This window comes from Kitasatospora sp. NPDC059648 (assembly GCF_042734825.1).
Taxonomy (GTDB): domain Bacteria; phylum Actinomycetota; class Actinomycetes; order Streptomycetales; family Streptomycetaceae; genus Kitasatospora.
The window spans coordinates 115,963-137,951 of sequence record NZ_JBHWDU010000011.1 but is presented as its reverse complement, the minus strand read 5'-3'; the positions used below and the strand labels follow the sequence as shown (position 1 = coordinate 137,951).

General features: G+C 73.7%; 18 protein-coding genes and 1 tRNA gene. 14 read left to right on the top strand and 5 right to left on the bottom strand.

The window, feature by feature from the left end; translation table 11 throughout:
* Nucleotides 1–127: 127 nt before the first annotated feature.
* Nucleotides 128–2,008: a protein kinase gene (locus ACFV1W_RS10135; protein WP_380414866.1), complete on the top strand. Its 1,881-nt coding sequence runs from the start codon at nucleotides 128–130 to the stop codon at nucleotides 2,006–2,008.
* A gap of 174 nt (nucleotides 2,009–2,182) precedes the next feature.
* Here ACFV1W_RS10135 and ACFV1W_RS10130 read toward each other — a convergent pair whose 3' ends face one another.
* Together ACFV1W_RS10130 and ACFV1W_RS10125 are read right to left on the bottom strand one after the other, a co-directional pair.
* On the bottom strand, nucleotides 2,183–4,108 hold the full coding sequence (locus tag ACFV1W_RS10130; protein WP_380414864.1) for an FAD/NAD(P)-binding protein: 1,926 nt from the start codon (nucleotides 4,106–4,108) through the stop codon (nucleotides 2,183–2,185).
* A complete protein-coding gene (locus ACFV1W_RS10125) occupies nucleotides 4,105–5,058 on the bottom strand; it encodes an amino acid ABC transporter permease (RefSeq protein ID WP_380414862.1) in 954 nt (317 codons plus the stop codon). Before ACFV1W_RS10125 ends, ACFV1W_RS10130 begins: the two co-directional genes overlap by 4 nt.
* A 637-nt stretch (nucleotides 5,059–5,695) precedes the next feature.
* On the opposite strand from ACFV1W_RS10125, the gene ACFV1W_RS10120 reads away from it, so the two are divergent.
* From ACFV1W_RS10120 to ACFV1W_RS10090, 7 genes are all read left to right on the top strand, one after another.
* Complete coding sequence (locus tag ACFV1W_RS10120; protein WP_380414860.1) at nucleotides 5,696–6,844, top strand: LLM class flavin-dependent oxidoreductase; 1,149 nt, start codon at nucleotides 5,696–5,698, stop codon at nucleotides 6,842–6,844.
* Nucleotides 6,841–7,350 carry a GNAT family N-acetyltransferase gene (locus ACFV1W_RS10115; protein ID WP_380414858.1) on the top strand — a complete coding sequence of 170 codons (510 nt, stop codon included), beginning with the start codon at nucleotides 6,841–6,843 and terminating at the stop codon, nucleotides 7,348–7,350. The genes ACFV1W_RS10120 and ACFV1W_RS10115 overlap by 4 nt, the downstream gene beginning before the upstream one ends.
* Nucleotides 7,351–7,360: 10 nt before the next feature.
* On the top strand, nucleotides 7,361–8,308 hold the full coding sequence (locus ACFV1W_RS10110; protein ID WP_380414856.1) for an ABC transporter substrate-binding protein: 948 nt from the start codon (nucleotides 7,361–7,363) through the stop codon (nucleotides 8,306–8,308).
* Nucleotides 8,309–8,336: 28 nt separating this feature from the next.
* On the top strand, nucleotides 8,337–9,326 hold the full coding sequence (locus tag ACFV1W_RS10105) for an amino acid ABC transporter permease (RefSeq protein ID WP_380414854.1): 990 nt from the start codon (nucleotides 8,337–8,339) through the stop codon (nucleotides 9,324–9,326).
* Between the two features lie 47 nt (nucleotides 9,327–9,373).
* Nucleotides 9,374–10,126 carry an amino acid ABC transporter ATP-binding protein gene (locus ACFV1W_RS10100; protein ID WP_380414906.1) on the top strand — a complete coding sequence of 251 codons (753 nt, stop codon included), beginning with the start codon at nucleotides 9,374–9,376 and terminating at the stop codon, nucleotides 10,124–10,126.
* An 82-nt stretch (nucleotides 10,127–10,208) separates the two neighbouring features.
* Nucleotides 10,209–11,198 (top strand): ABC transporter substrate-binding protein, encoded by a 990-nt coding sequence (locus ACFV1W_RS10095; protein ID WP_380414853.1) that lies wholly within the window; start codon nucleotides 10,209–10,211, stop codon nucleotides 11,196–11,198.
* Nucleotides 11,199–11,293: 95 nt separating this feature from the next.
* Nucleotides 11,294–12,559, top strand: coding sequence for a serine/threonine-protein kinase (locus ACFV1W_RS10090; RefSeq protein WP_380414852.1), 1,266 nt, complete (start codon nucleotides 11,294–11,296; stop codon nucleotides 12,557–12,559).
* Here ACFV1W_RS10090 and ACFV1W_RS10085 read toward each other — a convergent pair.
* The gene (locus ACFV1W_RS10085; protein ID WP_380414850.1) at nucleotides 12,464–13,213 is read right to left on the bottom strand and encodes an MBL fold metallo-hydrolase; all 750 of its coding nucleotides are present in this window, start codon (nucleotides 13,211–13,213) and stop codon (nucleotides 12,464–12,466) included. The two genes, ACFV1W_RS10090 and ACFV1W_RS10085, sit on opposite strands and share 96 nt — an antisense overlap.
* A 271-nt stretch (nucleotides 13,214–13,484) precedes the next feature.
* On the opposite strand from ACFV1W_RS10085, the gene ACFV1W_RS10080 reads away from it, so the two are divergent.
* Nucleotides 13,485–14,336: a fumarylacetoacetate hydrolase family protein gene (locus tag ACFV1W_RS10080; RefSeq protein ID WP_380414849.1), complete on the top strand. Its 852-nt coding sequence runs from the start codon at nucleotides 13,485–13,487 to the stop codon at nucleotides 14,334–14,336.
* Between the two features lie 120 nt (nucleotides 14,337–14,456).
* On the opposite strand, the gene ACFV1W_RS10075 is transcribed toward ACFV1W_RS10080, so the two are convergent.
* Entirely contained in the window at nucleotides 14,457–15,212 is a 756-nt protein-coding gene (locus ACFV1W_RS10075) for a TetR/AcrR family transcriptional regulator (protein WP_380414847.1), read from the bottom strand.
* 188 nt (nucleotides 15,213–15,400) lie between these two features.
* Here ACFV1W_RS10075 and ACFV1W_RS10070 point away from each other — a divergent pair, with 188 nt between their 5' ends.
* The 3 genes from ACFV1W_RS10070 to ACFV1W_RS10060 all read left to right on the top strand — a co-directional run bounded on the left by ACFV1W_RS10070 (nucleotide 15,401) and on the right by ACFV1W_RS10060 (nucleotide 19,389).
* Nucleotides 15,401–17,107 (top strand): DUF885 domain-containing protein, encoded by a 1,707-nt coding sequence (locus ACFV1W_RS10070; protein WP_380414845.1) that lies wholly within the window; start codon nucleotides 15,401–15,403, stop codon nucleotides 17,105–17,107.
* A gap of 217 nt (nucleotides 17,108–17,324) precedes the next feature.
* Nucleotides 17,325–18,290, top strand: a complete 966-nt coding sequence (locus ACFV1W_RS10065) for a carbohydrate kinase family protein (protein WP_380414843.1) — start codon at nucleotides 17,325–17,327, stop codon at nucleotides 18,288–18,290.
* 112 nt (nucleotides 18,291–18,402) lie between these two features.
* Nucleotides 18,403–19,389, top strand: a complete 987-nt coding sequence (locus ACFV1W_RS10060) for a trypsin-like serine peptidase (protein WP_380414841.1) — start codon at nucleotides 18,403–18,405, stop codon at nucleotides 19,387–19,389.
* 160 nt (nucleotides 19,390–19,549) lie between these two features.
* Here the strand turns inward: ACFV1W_RS10060 and ACFV1W_RS10055 are convergent.
* Nucleotides 19,550–19,621, bottom strand: a tRNA-Arg gene (locus ACFV1W_RS10055).
* Nucleotides 19,622–19,804: 183 nt separating this feature from the next.
* Between ACFV1W_RS10055 and ACFV1W_RS10050 the strand changes: the two genes are divergently transcribed.
* On the top strand, nucleotides 19,805–20,224 hold the full coding sequence (locus tag ACFV1W_RS10050) for a response regulator (protein ID WP_380414904.1): 420 nt from the start codon (nucleotides 19,805–19,807) through the stop codon (nucleotides 20,222–20,224).
* Between the two features lie 94 nt (nucleotides 20,225–20,318).
* A complete protein-coding gene (gene argS, locus ACFV1W_RS10045; protein WP_380414839.1) occupies nucleotides 20,319–21,980 on the top strand; it encodes an arginine--tRNA ligase in 1,662 nt (553 codons plus the stop codon).
* The last annotated feature ends 9 nt before the right edge of the window (nucleotides 21,981–21,989 follow it).

Here is a 21,989-nt window from a genome sequence, read left to right as displayed (position 1 = left end):
CCTCGGGCGTTGTCGGTGCGGGCCGCCGCACCTTCGCGGGGGCCGTCCGCCCATCCTTCCACCTGGCCCGTCGCGGGGGCAGGGCCGTCGGTAGAGTCTGGCGTCACAACGGGAGGGGGAGGGGCGCGTGCGAGTCGGTGACGTCCTCGACGGCCGGTACGAGCTGCAGGAGAAGCTCGGACAGGGCGGGTTCGGGGTGGTCTGGCGGGCCCAGGACGCCCGGATGCAGCGGCCGGTGGCCGTCAAGGTGATCGGGCACCACGGCGGCGACCACGCGAAGGCGGCGCTGCGCTTCGTCCGGGAGGCCTGCGCGGCCGGGAACCTGTCGCACCCGCACATCGTCACCGTGCACGACCTCGGGCAGAGCGAGGCGGCCGGCCAGGAGGTCACCTTCCTGGTCATGGAGCTGCTCACCGGCCGCACCCTGACCGAGGTGCTGCGGGACGGACCGCCCGAGCCCGCGCTCAGCCTGCGCTGGGGGCGGCAGATCTGCGGGGCCCTGGCGGCGGCGCACGACGCGGGCATGGTGCACCGGGACATCAAGCCGGACAACGTGATGATCACCGACACCGGGCACCTCAAGGTGCTGGACTTCGGCATCGCCCAGCTGGACGTCGGCGCGGGCGGGCTGACCACCACCGGCACGATCGTCGGCAGCCCGGCGTACATGGCGCCGGAGCGCTGGACCGGCGGCCGGGTGGACGGGCGGGCCGACCTGTACGCACTGGGCTGCGTGCTCGTCGAACTCTTCACGGGGGCACGGCCGTTCGGCGGGGACTCGACGCCCGTTCTGATGTACCAGCACCTCAACGAGCCGCCGCCCGCGCTGGACCCGGCGCAGTTCGGGCTGCCGCCGCAGGTGGCGGGGCTGGTCGCGGAGCTGCTGGCGAAGGACCCGCAGGAGCGGCCGGCCGATGCCCGTACGGTCGAGCGGCGGCTCGCGGAGCTGGCCGGGTGGTCGGGCGGTGGGTCGGGCGCGGCGGCTGCTCCGGCCGCCGTGCCGGTGGGGCCGGTGAGCCCGGGCCCGGTGGAGGCCGTGCCGGTGGGGCCGGTGAGCCCGGCGGTGCCGCCCGCCCCGGTGTCGCCGCCGCCCGTACCCCCCGCGCCTCCCGTGGTTCCCGCGCCTCCCGTGGTTCCGCCGGCCGCGCCCACACTCCCGCCGGTGCTGTCCCCGCTGACCACTCCGCCGGTGGTGGCCGCCGCGTCGCCCGAGGACGCGGTACGGGCCGGGCTGCGCGAGCGCCGGTCGGCCGCCTACCGGGCGGCGACGGCGGGCGAGTCGGCGATCCTGCTGCAGGCCGTCGCCCAGGAGTGCGTCACCGCGCTCGGTGCGACCGACCGGGACACCCTGTGCACCTGGCGGGACTTCGCCTGGTACCTCAGCCGGGCCGGGGACCTGGACGGCGCGATCCGGTTGCTGTCCACCCTCGTGGACGACATGCGCCCGGCGCTCGGGCCGGCCGACCCGGACACCCTGGGAGCCCGCTACCACCTGGTGTGGTGCATCGGCGAGAGCGGCTCGGCCGTCACCGCGATCCGGCTGCTGAACGAGCTGCTGCCGGACCTGCACGCCGCCTGGGGCCCGCAGGACGGCCGGGTCCTGAAGGCCCGGCACGACCTCGCCGTCCACCAGGCCAACCGGGGCGACCTCCAGGCCGCGGTGATGCTGTTGCACGGGCTGCTGCCCGACCTCGCCCGGACGCTCGGTGAGCACCACCCGAGCACCGTCCAGGCCTGGCAGGACCTGGCCGGTTACCAGCAGCGGCTCGCCCAGGCCGGCCGCAGGAGCGGCGCGAGTCGGCGCCGGGCCCCGAGGATCAGCCGGATGGAACTGCTGGTGCTGGTCCGGCGCCTGCGGGTGTGGGACTTCGCCACCGACCAGGAGGCCCGGGCCTGCGTCGAGGCGCTGGAGCGGGGGCTCGGCCTGAAGGGCGTCGCCGACGTGGTCTTCGAGGCGCCGGACCACGTCTCGGACGAGGACCTGGTGGAGGAGATCTTCGGCCCCTGAGCGTCCACGAGCGTTCGTGAGCGTCCGTGAGCGTCCGTGAGCGTCCGCGGGCGGGCGCTGCGGCTGGTCCGCCGGATGAGGCCGGCCGGCGAGCCCGTCCCGGAGCCGCCCATCGCCCCCGACGAGGGCCTGCCGGCGGACGTCCTCGGGCCGTAGCCCGCCCGGCCGGGCCGGTCAGGCCACCAGTGCCGCCGCCGGGAGGGCCGCCAGGGCCCGTAGCAGTGCGCGGGCGGCGGCGTCGTTCTGGCGGAAGGCCGGGGCGTTGGTGCGGGGGCGGGCGAAGGCGGCGGCCGAGCGCAGGCTGGTGTGCGGGCCGAGCGCGGTGCGGCGCGGGTGCGGGGAGCCGCCGAGGGCGGGGTCGATCAGCCGGCTGTCGGCGGGGTCGATGGTGACCAGGCCGGAGCGGTGGGTGTGCTCCGGGTCGCTCACCACCTCCTCGACCACCCGTCCGGCGCGGTGCAGTTCGCCCAGCACCGGGTCGAGGGTGCGGGCCAGCGCGTGCTTGGGCAGGTAGGCCTCGACCAGCGCGGTGGCGGTCACGGCGTGGCCGGGCACGGTGGTGCCCGAGGCCCGCCAGGTGCCGGTCCTCTCGTCCCGCTCGACCCGTACGCCCGCGCCGAGGAAGCGCACCACCCCGGCCTCGGAGAGCGCGAGGAGCTGGCGCAGCCGGAAGCCGGGCGGGCCGGAGGCGAGGAAGCTGAAGTAGCCGAAGAACCACTCGTCGACCTCCTCGGCGACCGAGCGGGCGGTGAGCCGGCCGGCGGCGACCAGCCGGGGGAGCTGGCCGAACAGCGAGAGCAGGGCGAGGAAGGCGCCCAGGTCGGCGCTGTGGGCCGGGTCGGCGCAGCGGTCGGCGTCGGCGGTGACGTACTCGCGCAGGTGGGCCTGGAGCTCCTCGGCGGAGCCGAGTTCGACCCCGGCCAGCGGTTGGTCCAGCCGCTCGAAGTCGATCCGGTCGGCCGGGTCGGGGACGGCCTCGGCGACCAGGGCGGCGAGTTCGGGGGAGTACCAGCCGTGCCGGTCGTAGCGGGCCAGGAACTCCGGCCAGGGCAGCGCGGTGCGTTCGGGGTGGGCGTGGAACAGTTCGTGGTAGTGCCCGAAGGCGATCTCCTTGGCCATCAACGGCCACGCGTCGCGCCGTAGTTCGAGCGGTCCGCCGGTCGCGAGCAGCGAGTCCACGGCGGCCGCGTCGAAGTAGCGGGGGAGTGGGGCGGGCGGCCCCTGGAGCCGGTAGTCGGTCTTGGAGTGGTACGGGACGCCGCGCCGGGAGCCGAGGTGCAGCACCGGTTCGCGGCCGGACGGGCGGTAGCGCAGGGCGGGCCCGTCGCCGGTGGGCTCGAAGCGGCCGCCGCGCCCCTCGGTGAGCATCGCGACCAGGTCGACGGCGGCCAGGCCGAGGCCGCGCAGCACCACCTGTTCGCCGGGGGCGATCCGGGCCAACTCGGCCTCGACGTCGGCGGAGTAGGCGGGCGGGAGGTGGAAGCGGCCGTGCCGGGCGGCGAACGCGGCGTCGGCCGCGTGCCGGGGGTGCGGGGCGGAGTCGAGGTGGCCGAGGGTGAGGGCGACGTGGTCGGCGGTGAGCTCGGTGTCGCGGAGGTGCACGGTCTGCGGGCCGTCGGCCGGTCCGTCGATCCGCCGCACGGTGTCCCGGTGGACGGTGACGGTGACGTGCGCCGGCAGGTCGGCGAGGGTGCGGCGGAACACCCAGTCCAGGTAGGCGCTCTGGGCGCGCCGGGTGGGGAAGTCGGTGGGGGCGAGGTCGCGCAGCTCGGCCCGCACGGCCGGGTCGGCGACCTCCCGGTAGGGCGTGAACTCCTCCTGGCGCCGGGCCCATTCGGCCAGCGAGGGGCCGGGGCGGACCGGTCCGTCGATGGTGGCGAGCTCGTCGGTGAACATGGTGACGTCCTCGGCCATCGAGTTCATCCGCAGGAGCGGGGACTGGTCGTGGCGCCAGATCCGGCCCCCGCCGGGCGGGTGGGGGTCGACCAGGTGGATCTCCAACGGCCGGTCGGCGGGGAGCAGTTCGGCGGCGTTGGCGGCGATCCGCTCCAGCAGTCCGGTGCCGCGCGGGCCGGCGCCGACGATCACGAGCGTCCTCATGCCCGCACCGCCTTGACCAGGGCCGCCCGGGCGCGCTGCAGCGGGGTGGGCGGCAGGCCGTCCCGGGTGGCGCCCCTGGCGAAGTGGCGCTCGACGTAGTACTGGCCGACGGACAGCACGGTGGTGACCACCAGGTACCAGAGGGTGGCGACCATCAGCATCGGAACGACCTGGTAGGACTGCAGGTAGACCAGTTGCACCGAGTAGAGCAGGTCGGAGACGGCCAGCACGCTGACGATGCTGGTGCCCTTGAGCGCGCCGATCAGCATGTTCCCGGCGGTCGGCACGATCGCGCGCATCGCCTGCGGCACCACGATCCGGCGAAGCACCCGCCACCGGCCGAGCCCGAGCGCGGCGGCCGCCTCCAGCTGGCCGCGGTCGACGGAGAGGATGCCGCCGCGGATGACCTCGGCGGCGTACGCGGTCTCCAGCAGGGTGAGCCCGATGACGGCGGTCAGGGTGGGGCCGATCAGGTTGACGGTCTTCACCGTGACGAACTCGGGGCCGAAGGGGATGCCGAGGCCGAGGGTCGGGTAGAGCGCGCCGATGTTGAAGAAGAAGAGCAGCTGCACCAGTGGCGGGGTGGAGCGGAAGATCCAGATGTAGCCCCAGCCGAGCGTGCGCAGCACCGGGTTGGCAGACAGCCGCATGGTGGCGAGGACGGTGCCGAACACGAAGCCGAGGGCGAGGGTGACGGCCGTCAGCCACAGGGTCAGGGTCAGGCCGTCGAGGACGGACCGGGCGGTGAACCAGTCGGCGACCACGCCCCACTGGAAGGCCTTGTTGCGGATCACCGAGCTGACCGCCATCGCGGCCAGCAGCAGGGCGACGGCCGCGGCGACCCACTGGGCGGGCTTGCGGCGGGCGACGATCCGGGCCTCTGGGGCCGGGGTCGGCGGTGGGGTCCTGCCGAGGGCTGGGGCGGGCAGGACGTCCTGCGGGGTGGCCATGGCGGCGGCTCCTGGGCGGAGTGCGGGCGGGGGGGAGAGGTACGGGGGTGATCACGTACGGGCCCTCGGGCGCCGGTCCGCGTCCCTCAACGCGGCCGGTGCGATGCACTGCACTCCGCCTCGATCGTACGCATGCGCGATCGGCGACTGTCAAGGGAGAGACCGGGGTGCTGCCGGGGGCGATCGGGGCCGGTCGCGGCGCGTCGGAAAAGTGACAGGAGATCGCAACAGTGCGGCAACGATGCACGGTTGACGTACCGCTCGGCCGACTGCTCAACTTGAGGCCATGTACGCCGAGCAGCCCCTGGTCACCCGCGACCACATCGACTTCGGTCGGGTGTGGTCCGCGGCGTGTCGCGGCTGACCCGGCAGCGGGCCGCCCGTCCGGCCTGACCTCCCAGCGGGGAGTCCTCCCTCGGTGTGCCCCGCCACGACCCGGCATCGCTTCTGAATGATGCGTCAGGGATTCGCTGCCAGCGCCGACTTCGCACTGCCCTCCGGCACTCGCCTCCCTCGTGCCCGTACCGCCCCGCGTCCGTACCGCCCCGTGCCCGACGGCCGCCCGCCGCCGCGGCCGCCTCCTGCTGCACGCCCGCCCGCAGCCCGCCGGCCCCGGCCCACCCCGAAAGGTTCCGCCATGCCCGTCGAATTCCTCGGCATCGCCGCCACCGCCGACGGTTCGGAGACACACCCGCGCACCACCGCCGCCTTCGACCGCGACTACACCCTGCGGCTGGCCCGGGCGCACGAGGACCACGGCTGGGACCGGGTGCTCTTCGCGTACGGCTCCGGCTCCCCGGAGCCCGCCGCCGCGGCCGCCTTCCTCGCCTCGCACCTCGACAGGCTGCAGATCCTGCTCGCGCACCGGCCCAACGTCTCCTACCCGACCTTCGCCGCCAAGACCTTCGCCACCCTCGACCGGATCAGCGACGGCCGGCTGACCGTCCACTTCATCACCGGCGGCACCGACCACGAGCAGCAGCGCGAGGGCGACTTCCTCACCAAGGACCAGCGCTACGAGCGCACCCGCGAGTACATCGGCATCGTGAAGAAGGCCTGGACCAGCCGGGAGCCCTTCGACCACGAGGGGCCGCACTACCGCTTCAACGACTTCGTCTCCGACGTCTTCCCCGTCCAGCAGCCGCGCCCGGCGGTCTCCTTCGGCGGCTCCTCGGACGCCGCCTACGCGGCCGGCGGCGCGGAGGCCGACATCTACTGCCTGTGGGGCGAACCGCTGGCCCGCACCGCCGAGCAGATCGAGCGGGTGAAGGAGGCGGCGCGGGCCGCCGGGCGGACCGACCTGCCGCGCATCCAGGTGGCGTTCCGGCCGATCATCGCGCCGACCGAGGAGCTGGCCTGGGAGAAGGCGCACCGCACGGTGGCCACCATCCGGTCCCGCCGGGAGAGCGGGCAACTCGCTACCCGGCGCCGCCCGGTGACGTCCACGCCCGAGAACGTCGGCTCCCAGCGGCTGATCGAGATCGCCGAGGCCGGCGAGCGCTACGACCGTGCGCTGTGGACCCCGACCGCCGCGGCCACCGGCGGGGCGGGCAACTCCAACGCGCTGGTCGGCACCCCGGAGACGGTCGCCCAGGCGCTGCTGGACTACTACGACCTCGGCGTGGACATCCTCTCCGCCCGCGGCTACGACCTGCTGGGCGACGCGATCGACTTCGGCCGCTACGTCATCCCGATCGTCCGCGAGGAGGTCGCCAAGCGGGACGCCGCCAAGGCGGCCGAGCGGGCCGAGCGGGACCGGCACCAGCTGATCGCGGTGCAGGCGTGAACCCCGTGCCGGCTGCCGGGTTCCGCCGGGTCGCCCTCGACGACCCGCTGGTCGAACCGCTGCTGCGCGAGCTCACCCACGAGTACGTCAGCCGCTACGGGCCCGGCGCCCGCCAGGAGATGACCCGCTACCCGGCCGAGGCCTTCGCCGCGCCGCACGGCGCGTTGCTGCTCCTGCTGGAGGAGGGCGAACCGGTGGCCGGCGGCGCGTACATGCGCCACGACGCGCACACCGCCGAGGTGAAGCGGATGTGGACGCACTCCGCGCACCGCCGCCGCGGTCTCGCCCGCCGGGTGCTGGCCGAACTGGAGCGCACCGCCGCGGCCGCCGGCTACCGCCGGATCTTCCTCACCACCGGCCCCCGCCAGCCCGAGGCCAAGGGCCTCTACCTGGCCGCCGGCTACACCCCGCTGTTCGACGTCACCGCCGATCCCCTGACCATCGGCCCGCTCCCCTTCGAGAAGCCCCTGCCGGTGCCAGGGCGTGCCCTGCTCCCCCTCCACTGAAAGGCCCCCCGTGAGAACCACCACCGCCCGCCGCCGCCTCCTCGCGGCCACCGCCCTGCTGCCGGTCCTGGCGCTGGCCGCGTGCGGCTCGGACCCGAAGATCGCGGGCGCGGCCGGGGCGAGCGGGCCCGCCGCCACCGCCACCGAGGACGTCGTCTCGGGTCTGGGCCGGTCCGGGACGGCGGCCGCGCTGCTCCCCGAGGAGGTTCGCGAGTCCGGTGTGCTGAAGTTCGGTTCGTCCGTCGGCGCCCCGCCCAGCGCCTTCTACGCCGACCAGGCGAAGAAGAAGCCGGTCGGGGTGGACATCGACTTCACCGATGCCGTCGCCAAGCTGCTCGGCCTGACCGTGCAGCGCGAGGACGCCGCCTTCGAGACCATCCTGCCCGCCCTGGGCAGCGGCAAGTACGACGTCGGCACCGGCAACTTCGGTGTCACCACCGCCCGGCTGAAGACCGTCGACTTCGTCACCTACATCGACGACGGCCAGGGCTTCGCGGTGAAGAAGGACAACACGACGATCCAGCCGGTCACCGACCTGGCCCAGCTCTGCGGGCTGACCATCGGCACCGGCGCGGGCACCACCTTCGAGACCACCCTCAACGGCAGGAAGGGCGTCTGCGCCGACGCCGGGAAGAAGCCGTACGAGGTCAAGGCGTTCAGCGAGGGCGGCGCCCTGCTGACCAGCCTCCAGCAGGGCCGGGTGGACGTCGAGATGTCCACCATCAACGGACTGCGCCACCAGGCCTCGCAGGAGGCCGCGGGGGTGCGCTTCCTCAACGAGTTCCACCGGCTGGACGTCGGCTTCGCCTTCAAGAAGGGCTCTCCGCTCACCCCGGCCTTCCAGGCGGCGGTCAACCAGCTGATCAGGGACGGGACGTACGAGCGGATCCTCCGGAAGTGGGGGCTCGCCGACTCGGCGATCAAGGAGTCGCAGATCAGTCCGCCCGAGCACCCGTGAGCGTCGGGCCCGTCGAAGGAGTCCTCCGATGACCGTCAGCACGCAAGCACCGCCGGCCCCGGCGAGACCGGCCGGCAGCCCCGGCACCGCCGCCGGCCTCGACCCCGGGGAACTGGACGGACTGCGGACCGTCCGCGCCCGGCACCCGTGGCGCTGGGCGGCCGGGATCGCCGCCCTCGTCGTCCTGGTCCAGTTCATCCACGGCCTGGCCACCAACCCCGCCTGGGACTGGGCCACCTTCCGGCTCTACTTCACCGCCGACACCATCCTCCAGGCGATCGGCCGCACCCTCGAACTCACCGCGTACGGCACCGTGCTGGGCTTCGCGCTCGGCGCCGTGGTGGCCGCGATGCGGCTCTCCCGCAGCGCGATCCTGCGGACCCTCGCCTGGGCGTACGTCTGGGTGTTCCGCTCGATCCCGCTGATCGTCCAGCTGGTGTTCTGGTTCAACCTCTCCTACCTCTACAAGCGATTCGGCTTCGGCATCCCGTTCGGCCCGACCTTCGGCGAGTTCGAGACGGTCGGGGTGCTGGGCGCGCTCGGCGCCGCGGTGCTCGGCCTCGGGCTGCACCAGGCCGCGTTCGCCGCCGAGATCATCCGCGGCGGCGTCATCGCCGTGGACGCCGGCCAGCGCGAGGCCGCCGCCGCACTGGGCATCCCGCGCGGGCGGCAGGCCTGGCGGATCGTGCTGCCGCAGGCGATGCGGAGCATCCTGCCGGCCGCCGCCAACGAGGTGATCTCGCTGCTCAAGGGCACCTCGGTGGTCTACGTGATGGCCATCGGCGAGCTCTTCTACCAGGCCCAGGTGATCTACGGCCGGACCGGCCGGGTGGTGCCGCTGCTGATGGTGGCCACGGTCTGGTACGTGGTGCTGACCACGGTGCTGTCGATCGGCCAGTACTACGTCGAGCGCTACTTCTCCCGCGGCGCCCGGCGCACCCCGCCGCCCACCCCGCTGCAGCGGCTCCGGGCCTTCGCACGGAGCCTGCCTGCCCGTACCTCCGGAGGGACCTCGTGACGACACTCACCGGGCCGCAGAGCACCGACGAGCCGCGGACCGCACCGATGGTGCAGGTCCGCGGCCTGCACAAGAGCTTCGGCCAGCTGGACGTGCTGCGCGGGGTCGACCTGGACGTCCCGGCCGGCTCGGTCACCGTGGTGCTGGGCCCGTCCGGCTCCGGCAAGTCCACCCTGCTGCGGGCGATCAACCACCTGGAGAAGCTCGACCGCGGCTACGTCGCCATCGACGGTGAGCTGATCGGCTACCGGCGCTCCGGCGACCGGCTGTACGAGCTCAAGGAGCGCGAGGTGCTGCGCCAGCGCACCGGCATCGGCTTCGTGTTCCAGAACTTCAACCTCTTCCCGCACCTGACCGTGCTGGAGAACCTGGTCGAGGCGCCGATCGCCGCCCTCGGCCGGCCCCGCGCCGAGGCCAGGGCGACGGCGCTGGCCCTGCTGGAGCGGGTCGGGCTGGCCGACAAGGCCGCCGCCTACCCCCGGCAGCTGTCCGGCGGGCAGCAGCAGCGGGTGGCGATCGCCCGGGCGCTGGCCCTGGAGCCCAAGGTGCTGCTGTTCGACGAGCCCACCTCGGCGCTCGACCCCGAGCTGGTCGGCGAGGTGCTGGACGCCATCAAGGACCTCGCCCGCAGCGGCACCACGATGATCGTGGTCACCCACGAGATCGGCTTCGCCCGCGAGGTCGCCGACACCGTGGTCTTCATGGACGGCGGCGTGGTGGTCGAGCAGGGCCCGCCCGCCGAGGTCCTCGACCGCCCCCAGCACGAGCGCACCCGGGCCTTCCTGGCCAAGGTCCTCTAGCCGAGGCCTGTCCGGCGGATCTTCCCCGGCACGCCCTGGTTCCCCGAACCCCAACCCCCCCTCACCGAGCAGGAGTTCCGCCATGTCCCTACCCCGTCGCGCCCCCGTGACCGCCGCCGGCGCGCTCGCCGCCGCCCTCGTCCTGGCCGGCTGCGGCAGCGGGGCCACGGGCGCCTCGGCGGGACTCGCCCCGGCCAAGGGCAGCACCGCGCCCAACGGCACCGTGGTGAACCTGTCGCCCGAGCAGAACCGGGTGACCACCCCCGAGGTCGACGCGATCGCCGCGCTGGTGCCGGAGGAGATCAGGAAGAGAGGCACGCTGAAGGTCGTCGACTCCATCGGCACCACCCCGCCGCTGGACTTCTACGCCAACGACGACAGGACCATCATCGGCGTCGAGCCGGACATCGCCTCGCTGATCGGCAACGTGCTCGGCCTCAAGGTCGAGTTCAACCCGGTCTCCTGGGAGAACATCTTCGTCGGCCTGGACAGCGGCAAGTACGACGCCGGCCTGTCCAACATCACCGTCACCGAGGAGCGCAAGGAGAAGTACGACTTCGCCACCTACCGGCTGGACGTCCTCGGTTTCGAGGCGAAGAAGGGCAGCGGGATCAAGGTCACCGGCGCCAAGGACCTGGCCGGCCGGTCGGTCGGCGTCGCCACCGGCACCAACCAGGAGAAGCTGCTGATCGCCTGGAGCGAGGAGGACGTCCGCAACGGCCTCAAGCCGATCGACATCAAGTACTTCTCCGGCACCGAGTACTACCTGGCGCTCTCCTCCGGCCGGATCGACGTCTACACCGGCCCCAACCCCAGCCTGGCCTTCCACGCCGTGCAGACCGGCGGGACCGAGGTGGTCGGCACCTACTCGGGCGGCGGAGCGGACGTCCTCGGCAAGATCGCGGCGACCACCCACAAGGACAACGGGCTGGTCAAGGCGCTCAACGAGGCGCTCAACGAGGTGATCAGGAACGGGACGTACGGGCAGGTGCTCAAGCGCTGGGGCCTGGAGAGCGAGGCGGTGCAGACCTCCGAGATCAACCCGGTCGGCCTCCCGAAGCCGAAGCCGTAGGTTTCGTTCACCCGTTCGTCCCCGCCCGCCGCTATGGTGGCCCCCGACCCTCCGGCGGCGAACGCCGTTCGGGCCCGGTCGAGTTGGGGGACGGCATGCACAAGGGCGAGGTGCTCGGCGGTCGCTTCCGGCTGGACGAGTGGCTGGGCAGGGGCGGCTTCGGCGTGGTCTGGCGGGCGATCGACACCGTGCTGGACCGGCCGGTGGCGGTGAAGCTGCTGCTGGCCGAGCACGCCACCGACCGGGAGGCGGTCGGGCGGTTCGTCCGCGAGGCCAAGCTGGCCGGCAACCTGTCCAATCCGCACATCGTCACGGTGCACGACTACGGCCGGGTCGCCGACGCCACGGGGGACATCCACTACCTGGTGATGGAGCTGGTCCGCGGCCGTCCGCTGTCCGCGGTCCTCAAGGCCGGCCTGCCGGACCACGGGCGGGCTCTGGTCTGGATGGCGCAGGTCTGCGAGGCGCTGGACGCCGCGCACCGCAGCGGGGTCGTGCACCGGGACATCAAGCCCGAGAACGTGATGATCGCGGACAGCGGGGACCGCGCCAAGGTGCTGGACTTCGGCATCGCCCGGCTGCTCACCCAGTCCACCGGGCTCACCTCGACCGGAAGCGTGGTCGGCACCGTCCCGTACCTGGCGCCCGAGTGCTGGTCCGGCGGCACCGTCGACGGCCGGACCGACCTCTACGCCTTCGGCGTGATGCTGTACGAGGTCAGCACCGGCCGACGGCCGTTCCGCGCGGACTCGCCGTACGAGTACATGCACAAGCACATGGAGGAGATCCCGCCCCGGGTGCGCGGCAGGGACCCGGAGCTGGCCGAGCTGGTCGCCCAGCTGCTCGCCAAGCGGCCCGCGGACCGGCCGGCCGACGCCGGGGAGGTGCTGGAGCGGCTGCGCCGGATCCGGCCCGGGATGCTGCGGCCGGACGACCCCAGCCCGGAGCAGCTGCGTCGCCGGGCCGACCTGGCCTGGCAGCACGGCGCCGGGGGCCGGCCCGGGCAGGCCGTGGAGATCCTGGCGCAGCTGGTCCCCGACTTCGCCCGGATCTGCGGACCGGGTGACCTGCGCACCCTGCGCACCTGCCACGACCTGGCCCTCTGGCTGGCCCGGGACGGAAGTCGCGGAACCGCCGTGGCGCTGCTGGAGGCGTTGACCGGGGAGCCCGGTACGGCCGGGGAGGCCCGGGCCGACCTGCGGCGCGACCTCGCGCACTGGCGGCGGGAGGCCGACCGGCTCGGCCCGGGCCCGGCGCGGGCGACGCTAAGCGCCCGGGTGCTGCTCGGCGGTGGCAGTGGTGGCAGTGGCGGCCCCGACGGCGGCCGGGGCGGCGCCGGCGGCGGCGCGCAGCGCGGCTGAGGCGCCCGCGGCGATCGGGTCGCCGTGCCCGAAGACCGCCGTCTCCACCGGAAGCGCGGCCAGCCGGTGGAAGGCGGCGAGGGCCCGGGTCGGGTCGGTGTGGAACACCCCGGGCCGGGTCTGCCCCTGGACGTTGGACACGACGTCCCCGGTGAAGAGCACCCCGGGCCCGGGCAGGTGCAGCGCGATGCTGCCGTCGGTGTGGCCGGGGACGTGCAGGACCACCGCGCCGCCGCCGATCTCCAGGACGTCCCCCTCCTCGACCTCGCGGTGCACCGGGCAGGGGTCGGCGGGCGGGATCGGCGGCAGGCCGTCCCAGAGCTGCTGCTCGAAGGGGCTGAGCACGGGCGGCGCCGCCGGCTGCTCGCGCCGGATCACCGGAGCCTCCAGCCGGTGCGCCACCACCTCCGCGCTCCAGCGGCGCGCCAGTTCGGCGGCGGAGCCGGTGTGGTCCTCGTGGTGGTGGGTGAGCACGATCCGGCGCACCGTCCGCGGTTCCAGGCCGATGCTGCGGACGGCCTGCTCGATCGCGTCCGCCGATCCGGCGACGCCGGTGTCGATCAGGGTCGGTCCGTGGTCGTCCCGCCAGAGGTAGGCGGTGCCGAACTCCAGGGTGATCATGTGCAATTCGTCGCGTACCCGGGTGATCTCCATGCTCCCGATCATGCGCGCCTCGGCGCCCCGGCACACGGGCGTTCGCCCTGGGCGTGCGGACTTCGCTCCCGGCGGACCGGCCCTGCCGACGCGGGTGTCAACCGTACGGGCCGCCGATTCGGGGCCCCGGGCCACTGTGCGATTTGATGGGAATCCGCCCATCGGAACGGTCTGGTCCACCCGCCGGGCCGTTGATATACCTCGTTGCCAGACTCGGGAGCGGTGTCCGTGCCGCCCCGGTGAGCTGCGACGAAAGGCTGGTGACGGATCGATGAAGCTCCTCCGCGTCGGACCCCCGGGTGCCGAGCGCCCGGTCGTGCTGGGCGAGGACGGCACCGCGTACGACCTCTCCGGGCGGGCCCGCGACCTCGACGGGGCCTTCCTGTCCGGGCTGGACACCGCCGCGCTGGCGCGCGAGGTGGCGGCCGGCGTGCTGCCGGTGGTGGACCTGGACGGCCTGCGGGTGGGTGCGCCGGTGGCCCGGCCGGGCAAGGTGGTCGGCATCGGGCTCAACTACCGCGACCACGCGGCCGAGGCCGGGGCCGCGATCCCGGCCGAGCCCGTGATCTTCCTCAAGCCGAGCTCCACCGTGGTCGGCCCGTACGACGAGGTGCTGGTGCCGCGTGGCGGCGAGAAGACCGACTACGAGGCCGAGCTGGCGATCGTGATCGGCCGCACCGCCCGCTACCTGGACTCGCACGCCGAGGCCGCCGGGGTGGTCGCCGGCTACACGATCGCCAACGACGTCACCGAGCGGGCCTTCCAGTTCGAGCGCGGCGGCCAGTGGGACAAGGGCAAGTCGGCGGAGACCTTCACCCCGCTCGGGCCCTGGCTGGTCACCGCCGACGAGGTGGCCGACCCGCAGGCGCTGGCGCTGCGGCTCTGGGTCAACGGCGAACAGCGGCAGGACGGCAGCACCGCGGAGATGATCTTCCCGGTGCTCGAACTCGTCCGCTACGCCAGTCGGTTCATGGTGCTGGAGCCCGGCGACGTGATCATCACCGGTACCCCGGCCGGGGTCACCCTGGGCCGCCCCGGCACGCCCTTCCTCGCCCCGGGCGACATCGTCGAGATCGAGATCGACGGCCTCGGCCGCCAGCGCCAGGTGCTCGGCAGGGCGTAGCGGCGCGGGCCCGGCCGCCGGGCCGCCCCGACCCTTGGCACGGGGGTCGGGAGGGCCGTCAGCGCGCCGGGGAGGCCCGTCGGCGCGCGGGGGAGGGCCGCCGGCGCGTCGCAGCCACCGTCAGCGGGCCTCCAGCACCGCCCGCAGCCGCTCGGCCCGGTCGGCCCGCGGATCCTCCAGCGCGAGCAGCCCCGCCAGCACCTCCGCCGTCTGCGGATCGTGCAGTGCCGTCGCGGCCGCCATCGCCGTGAACTGGTCCACCAGCCAGTCCCGCAGGCCTTCCACCGGCAGCGCGCGCCCCTCGTCCAGCCAGCTCAGCGACGCCCCCTCGACCACCGCGATCCACGAGCGCACCAGCAGCGTCAGCCGCGGCCCGGCCTCCCGCACCCCCAGGTGCCGCAGGGTCCGCTTGAGCGCCGCCCGCCGGACGTCGTCCACGATCGCCGAGGTCCGGGCCGTCTCCACCACCGAACCGCCGCGCAGCAGCGCCGAGTAGCCCGCGTCGTGCTCGGCCACGAAGGCGAAGTAGCCGTCCAGCACGGCCGCCAGCTGCTCGGACGGCGTCCCGGTCAGCGGTACGGCGAACCGGCTGGTCAGCTCGTCCGCCGCGGTGCGCAGCGCGGCCTCGTACAACTGCTGCTTGCCGCCCGCGAAGTAGCGGTAGACCAGGGGGCGGGAGGCGCCGGCGGCCTCGGCGACGTCGTCCAGGCCGACCTCCTCGGGCGGCCGGGAGGCGAACAGCTCCAGGGCGACCGCGATCAGCTGCTCGCGCCGCTGTTCGACCGGCAGCCGCCGGTAACCGGAGCGGCGCGGACGCGGTGCGGGGGCGGCCGGTGCGGGGGCGGGGTCGGTTGCCGTGGTGGGGCGGGCTTCCATGGAGCCCCAGCGTAATGGGCGTCGGACCGATCGGGGCCTGTCGCGCACCGGATCTTTCCGAACGGGCGTTTGTGCCGCACGGCAATCCGCCCGGCAGGCTCCCACCGGCCGTCAGATCGCCTACCACAGCAGGTCAACGGTCGGTTCCGGGGGCTTGCAATCGGCCCGGGCAACGCGATGATGTCCGGATGGCTGAAGAACTGATCAACTCCGGCGGCGACACCCCCCGCCGCATCGCCGACGGTTACGTCCAGGCCCTGGCCGACCTCGACCCGCTGACCGCGGTCTACCTCGGCCTCAACCCGGAGGACGACCGGCTGCCCGACCTGTCCCCGGCCGGGGCCGAGGCGATCGCCGACCTCGCCCGCCGCACCCTGGCCCGGCTGGACGAGGCCGAGCGGGCCGGCACCGCCGAGGACGAGGCCGAGCGCCGCTGCGCCCGGCTGCTGCGCGAGCGGCTGACCGCCGAACTCGCCGTCCACGAAGCGGGGGAGGACTACCGCGCGGTGCGCAACCTGGGCTCCCCGGTGCACAACACCCGCGAGGCCTTCACCCTGATGGCGACCGCCACCGAGGAGGACTGGCAGCTGATCGGCCGTCGACTGGCCCGGTTCCCGCAGGCGTTGGAGCAGTACCGGCAGACCCTGGCCGAGGGCATCGAGCGCGGCCTGCTGTCCGGCCCGCGCCAGGTGGAGACGGTGGTCGGCCAGTTCGGCGAGTGGCTGGCGGGGGAGACCCCCGGCGGATGGTTCGGCGAGTTCGTCCGGGCCGCGCCGGAGGGCGTGCACGCCGAGCTGTCCGGGCCCGCGGTGGCCGCCGCCGAGGCGCTGGCCGCGCTGCGCGACTGGATGCGCGACGTGTACGGCCCGGCCGCCGCGGGCACCCCGGACACCGCCGGCCGGGAGCGCTACGGCCGCTGGGTGCGCTACTGGACGGGTGCCGACCTGGACCTGGACGAGGCGTACGCGTGGGCCTGGAGCGAGTTCCACGACCTGTACGCGCAGATGGAGGCCGAGGCCGAGAAGGTGCGCCCGGGCGCCGGCCCGATGGCGGCGATGAAGTGGCTGGAGTCGGACGGCCCGGCGATCGAGGGCGCCGACGCCGCCCGGGAGTACCTCCAGGGCCTGATGGACCAGGCCGTCCGGGACCTCCAGGGCACCCACTTCGACCTGGCCGAGCCGGTCACCCGGGTCGAGTCGCGGCTCGCCCCGCCCGGCAGCGCCGCCGCGCCGTACTACACCCAGCCCTCGCTGGACTTCAGCCGCCCGGGCCGGACCTGGCTGCCGGTGCTCGGCGAGGAGCGCTTCCCGGTCTGGGACCTCGTCTCGACCTGGTACCACGAGGGCGTTCCGGGCCACCACCTGCAGCTCGCGCAGTGGGTGTACGTCGCCGACCGGCTGTCCACCTACCAGGTGAGCCTCGGCGGGGTGAGCGCCAACATGGAGGGCTGGGCGCTGTACGCCGAGCGCCTGATGGACGAGCTCGGCTACCTCACCGACCCCGGCCACCGGCTGGGCTTCCTCAACGCCCAGATGATGCGGGCGCTGCGGGTCATCGTCGACATCGGCATGCACGTCGGCCTGGACTTCCCGGCGGACTCCCCGTACCGGCCGGGCGAGCCGGTGACCCCGGAGCACGCGCGGGACTTCTTCGGCCGCTACTGCGGACTGTCCGCCGACTTCCTGGACAGCGAACTGGTCCGCTACCTGGGCATGCCCGGCCAGGCGATCGGCTACAAGCTGGGCGAGCGCGCCTGGCTGCGCGGGCGGGCGGCTGCGCGGGCGGCGCACGAGGCGCGCGGCGAGGAGTTCGACCTCAAGGCCTGGCACATGGCGGCGCTCTCGCAGGGCTCGCTGGGGCTGGACGACCTGGTCGCGGAGCTGTCGGCGCTCTGAGGGTGCGGGACCAGGACTCCGGGACTCGGTCGCGGATCCCGGAGCCCTGGTCCTCGCCCGGGAGCCCTGCTCGCCCCCTGCCGCGCGGAGGGGAGGGGAACGGAGCGGCCCGGGCCGACCGGCGGCGGGTGACTGAAAGTTTGCAGCAAGGCCTTGCAGTCAACCTCCGGCCCCTGCTTGACTCCTGGCCACCGTCCAGGATCAAGGAGGCGCCGTCGTGCGGCAGTCCGAGTCAGTGGAGTTCGACCTGCTCGTGGTGGGCGGGGTGGGCGTGGACACCGTCGTCCGGGTCGAGCGGCTGGAGGTCCCGCCCGGCGACTCGCGGTTCGTCGAGCCGGTGCGCGACTACGTCGGCCACACCGGCAGCGGCGTCGCCCTCGGTGCCCACCACCTGGGCCTGCGCACCGCCCTGCTCGACTTCCTGGGCGACGACCCGCAGGGCGACCTCGTCCGTGCCGCCTACCGCCGCCACGGCCTGCACTTCGCGCACCTGACCAGCCCGTACGGCACCCCGCGCGGGGTCAACCTGGTGGACGCGGACGGCCGCCGGTTCTCCTTCTACGACGGCCGCCACCCCGCCGACCTGCGGCTGCCGCGCGACTTCCACCTCCCGTACGTCGAGCGCAGCCGGCACGTCCACCTGTCCATCACCGGCGTCAACCGGGACATGTACGCCGACCTCCACCGGCTCGGCCGCACCACCTCCACCGACCTGCACGACTGGGACGGTGAGAACCCGCACCACCGCGACTACGCGCTCAACTCCGACCTGGTGTTCCTCTCGGTGGCCGGCTGCCGCGGCCGGCACGAGGCGGTGATGCGCTCGATCCTCGCCGAGGGCCGGGCCGCCGTGGTGGTCGCCACCGCCGGCGCCGAGGGCTGCCACCTGCTCACCCGCGAGGACGGCGTGCCGCACCACCTGCCCGCCGTCGACCCGGGCCGCCCGGTGGTGGACACCAACGGCGCCGGGGACGCCTTCGTCACCGGATTCCTGTACGCCTGGTTCCGCGGCCACGCGCCGCTGGACTGCGCCCGGGCCGGTTCGGCCGCCGGGGCCTTCGCCTGCACCTCGGCCGGTACGCACACCGCCTTCGTGGAGGCGTCCGTTCTCGATACCCTCCTGGGGCGTGTCCGACAATTCGCGCCCGGCGGGAATTGCCGGACAGGCCCACGACACGTCTGACCCGGTGACCTTTTCTCATCGAGCTCCAAGCCTGCGGTAACGACCTTTCCAGGCTGAGGCGTCATAGTCATGGACCGAACGGACGCCAACGAGCACGGCAGGAGACACAGGCATGGGCCAGCACCGCCGCCGGAGTTCGCGCCGCCACCGTCTGCTCGCCCCTTCGCTGTTCACCGCGCTCTCCGCGCTCGTGGTGGCCGCGGTCATGGCCGGAACCCACGGGTTCGACCCGTCCGACGCCTCCGCCGCCGGGAAGGAGGCCCGCCGCACCCGGGCCGCGGCCCCGGCGGGCTCCCCGGCCGCCACCACGGCGGCGCCCGCCTCGCCCGCCCCGGCCGCGGACACCACGCCGAGCAGCACCGCGACCCCGACCCCGAGCGCCACCCCGACCCCCACCGACAGCCCGTCGGCCACCACCCCCGCCGCCCCCGACGCGCACGGCGTGGTGCCGGGCGCGACCGCCCCCGCTCCCGCCGACAACCGGGAGACGGCCACGGTCGGCGCCCTGTTCAGCGGTCCGGTCGGGCCCGGCAACCACTTCTGCACCGCCAGCGTGCTGCACAGCGCCACCGGCAACCTGCTGCTGACCGCGGCGCACTGCCTCACCAGCACCGACGGCGTGACCTTCGCCCCCGGCTACCGGGACGGTTCCGCCCCGTACGGCACCTGGCGGGTGACGGCGATCCACACCGCGTCCGGCTGGACCCAGAACGGCGACGTGGACGAGGACTTCGCGATCCTGGAGACCGCCCCCAGCAACGGCCGCAAGGTCGAGGACGTGGTCGGCGGGAACAAGCTGGGCGCCGTCGAGCCCTTCGGCGCCACCGTCCGGCTCTACGGCTACCCGGCCGACACCGAGGTGCCCAACCTCTGCACCAACACCACCGCCCAGCAGAGCGCCTACCAGCGCGTCATCCAGTGCCCTTCCTACCCGGGCGGGACCAGCGGCGGCCCGTGGATCGACACCGCCACCGGCGACGTGGTCGGCGCCATCGGCGGCTACCAGCAGGGCGGCGACACCGACGACACCTCGTACAGCGCCTACTTCGACCACACCATCGCCGAGCTCTACAACGAGGCCGAGGCCGCCGCCTCCTGAGCCGTCCGGGCCGCGCCCGCTCCCACCAACAGCGTCGTTCCCCGGGCGGGGCCCGCCCGACCGCTCCCGGATCGGCGCCGAACCGCGCCCGGACATGACGAAGGCCCAGATCCGTGGATCAACTCCACTGATCTGGGCCTCGGTTGCACTTCCTGCGAAGTGCCCCCGGTAGGATTCGAACCTACGCACCCGCCTCCGGAGGGCGGTGCTCTATCCCCTGAGCTACGGGGGCCTGCTGGCCTGTCGGTCACTCGCGCGTTCCGACGTGATGAACACTACCAGGCTTCGAGGGCGGTCCGTGCACGGGTTTCCGGAAAGATCGTCGGGCGCGGCCCCCCGGGGGCCCGGCGGGCGGAAGTGCCCAAAGGCCGGACGGGGCGGCGGGGCCGCCGATACCCTCGGTGAGGTGTCGGGAGTGTCCGGGCGGGTCCTCGTGGTGGACGACAGCGAGGTGATCCGCCAGCTGATCAGGGTCAACCTGGAGCTCGAAGGCTTCGAGGTGGTGACCGCAGCCGACGGCGCCGAGTGCCTGGAGGTCATCCGCCGGGTGAAGCCCGACGTGGTGACGCTGGACGTGGTGATGCCGCGGCTGGACGGCCTGCGGACGGCGGCCAGGCTGCGCGCGACCCCGGACACCAGCGCACTGCCGATCGCGATCGTGAGCGCCTGCACCCCGGCGGACCTCGACCTGGGGGAGGCGGTCGGCGTGGACGGCTACCTCGGCAAGCCCTTCGACCCCGCCGACCTGGTGGCCCTGGTCCGGCGCCTGATGCGGGCGGAGGAACGGTCCACCGGGTTCCGCCCTGAGCGAACAGAGCGCACGGATCGCGGCTGACACCCCTGGGCGGGCGGCGCCGGGGCCCCTCCGGGCGTCTCAACCGGCAAACCGAGTGGCGGGCGGGCACCCCGTCTCGCCTACGCTTGGCGTCGTGACCCCCGCAGACCTTTCCCAGGCAATCCAGGCCGCAGTGAGCTCCGCCGTCGAGGCGGGCGAGCTGGCCGTCGCCGTGCCCGAGCACGTGACGGTCGAGCGGCCCAAGAACCGGGACCACGGCGACTACGCGACGAACGTGGCCCTCCAGCTCGCCAAGGCGGCCGGCAAGCCGCCGCGAGCCGTTGCCGAGGTCCTGGCCGAGCGCCTGCGAGGGATCACCGGCGTGGCCGAGGTCGACATCGCCGGTCCGGGCTTCCTGAACATCACCCTGGACACCGCCACCGCCGGTGCGCTCGCCCGCACCATCGTCGAGGCGGGCGAGGCCTACGGCCGCAACGAGGCCCTCAAGGGCCTGCGGATCAACCTGGAGTTCGTCTCCGCCAACCCGACCGGCCCGATCCACATCGGCGGCGTCCGCTGGGCGGCCGTCGGCGACTCGCTGGCGCGCGTGCTGCGGGCCTCCGGCGCCGACGTCACCACCGAGTACTACCTCAACGACGCCGGTGTGCAGATCACCAAGTTCGCCGCCTCCCTGCAGGCCGCCGCGAACGGCCGCGAGGTGCCCGAGGGCGGCTACGTCGGCGAGTACATCGTCGACATCGCCAAGACGCTCACCGACGCCGTCCCCGGCGTGCTCGACCTGCCCGAGGCCGAGCAGCTGGAGGTCTTCCGCACCGAGGGCCTCAAGCTCATGGTCGCCGAGATCAAGCGCTCGATGGACGAGTTCGGCACCCACTTCGACGTGTGGTTCTCGGAGAAGACGCTGCACGACTCCGGCGCCGTCGAGAAGGCCATCGACCGGCTGCGCGAGCAGGGCCACGTCTTCGAGCAGGACGGCGCGGTCTTCCTGCGCACCACCGACTTCGGCGACGACAAGGACCGCGTCCTGATCAAGGCCGACGGCGACAAGACCTACTTCGCCGCCGACGCCGCGTACTACCTGTCCAAGCGGGACCGCGGCGCCGAGGTCGCGCTCTACATGCTGGGCGCCGACCACCACGGCTACGTCAACCGCCTCAAGGCCATCGCGGCCTGCGCGGGCGACGACATGAGCCGCAACATCGAGGTGAAGATCGGCCAGTTCGTGAAGATGCTTCGCGACGGCGAAGAGGTCCGCATGTCCAAGCGGGCCGGCAACATCATCACGATCGACGACGTGGTCGAGTGGATCGGCGTCGACGCCGCCCGCTACACCCTGGCGCGCTCCTCCACGGACTCGACGATCACGCTGGACATCAACATCCTGACCAGCCAGACCAACGAGAACCCGGTCTTCTACGTCCAGTACGCGCACACCCGGATGTGCGGTGTGGCGCGCAAGGCCGCCGAGCTGGGCGTGGACAAGGGCACGGCCGAGCAGTTCAAACCCGAGCTGCTCGCCACCGAGTGGGAGTCCGACGTACTCGGCCACCTCGCCGACTTCCCGCGCGTGCTCACCGCGGCCGGCGAGCTGCGCGAGCCGCACCGGGTCGCCGTCTACCTGGAGAAGCTCGCGGCCAAGTACCACCGCCTGTACGAGAACTGCATGTTCCTGCCCAAGGGCGACGAAGAGCTCACGGACACGCACCGGGCCCGTCTCTGGCTGGTCGAGGCGACGCGCACGGTGCTCGCCAACGGCCTGACGCTCCTGGGCGTGACGGCGCCCGAGCGGATGTAAGCACCACCC

Excerpts from the sequence above, each read along its gene's own strand:
- ACFV1W_RS10105 (WP_380414854.1), top strand. The coding sequence starts at position 8,337 with ATGACCGTCAGCACGCAAGCACCGCCGGCCCCGGCGAGACCGGCCGGC.
- ACFV1W_RS10100 (WP_380414906.1), top strand. The coding sequence starts at position 9,374 with ATGGTGCAGGTCCGCGGCCTGCACAAGAGCTTCGGCCAGCTGGACGTG.
- ACFV1W_RS10095 (WP_380414853.1), top strand. The coding sequence starts at position 10,209 with ATGTCCCTACCCCGTCGCGCCCCCGTGACCGCCGCCGGCGCGCTCGCC.
- ACFV1W_RS10130 (WP_380414864.1), bottom strand. The coding sequence starts at position 4,108 with ATGAGGACGCTCGTGATCGTCGGCGCCGGCCCGCGCGGCACCGGACTG.
- ACFV1W_RS10090 (WP_380414852.1), top strand. The coding sequence starts at position 11,294 with ATGCACAAGGGCGAGGTGCTCGGCGGTCGCTTCCGGCTGGACGAGTGG.
- ACFV1W_RS10080 (WP_380414849.1), top strand. The coding sequence starts at position 13,485 with ATGAAGCTCCTCCGCGTCGGACCCCCGGGTGCCGAGCGCCCGGTCGTG.
- ACFV1W_RS10075 (WP_380414847.1), bottom strand. The coding sequence starts at position 15,212 with ATGGAAGCCCGCCCCACCACGGCAACCGACCCCGCCCCCGCACCGGCC.
- ACFV1W_RS10125 (WP_380414862.1), bottom strand. The coding sequence starts at position 5,058 with ATGGCCACCCCGCAGGACGTCCTGCCCGCCCCAGCCCTCGGCAGGACC.
- ACFV1W_RS10060 (WP_380414841.1), top strand. The coding sequence starts at position 18,403 with ATGGGCCAGCACCGCCGCCGGAGTTCGCGCCGCCACCGTCTGCTCGCC.
- ACFV1W_RS10120 (WP_380414860.1), top strand. The coding sequence starts at position 5,696 with ATGCCCGTCGAATTCCTCGGCATCGCCGCCACCGCCGACGGTTCGGAG.
- ACFV1W_RS10085 (WP_380414850.1), bottom strand. The coding sequence starts at position 13,213 with ATGGAGATCACCCGGGTACGCGACGAATTGCACATGATCACCCTGGAG.
- ACFV1W_RS10070 (WP_380414845.1), top strand. The coding sequence starts at position 15,401 with ATGGCTGAAGAACTGATCAACTCCGGCGGCGACACCCCCCGCCGCATC.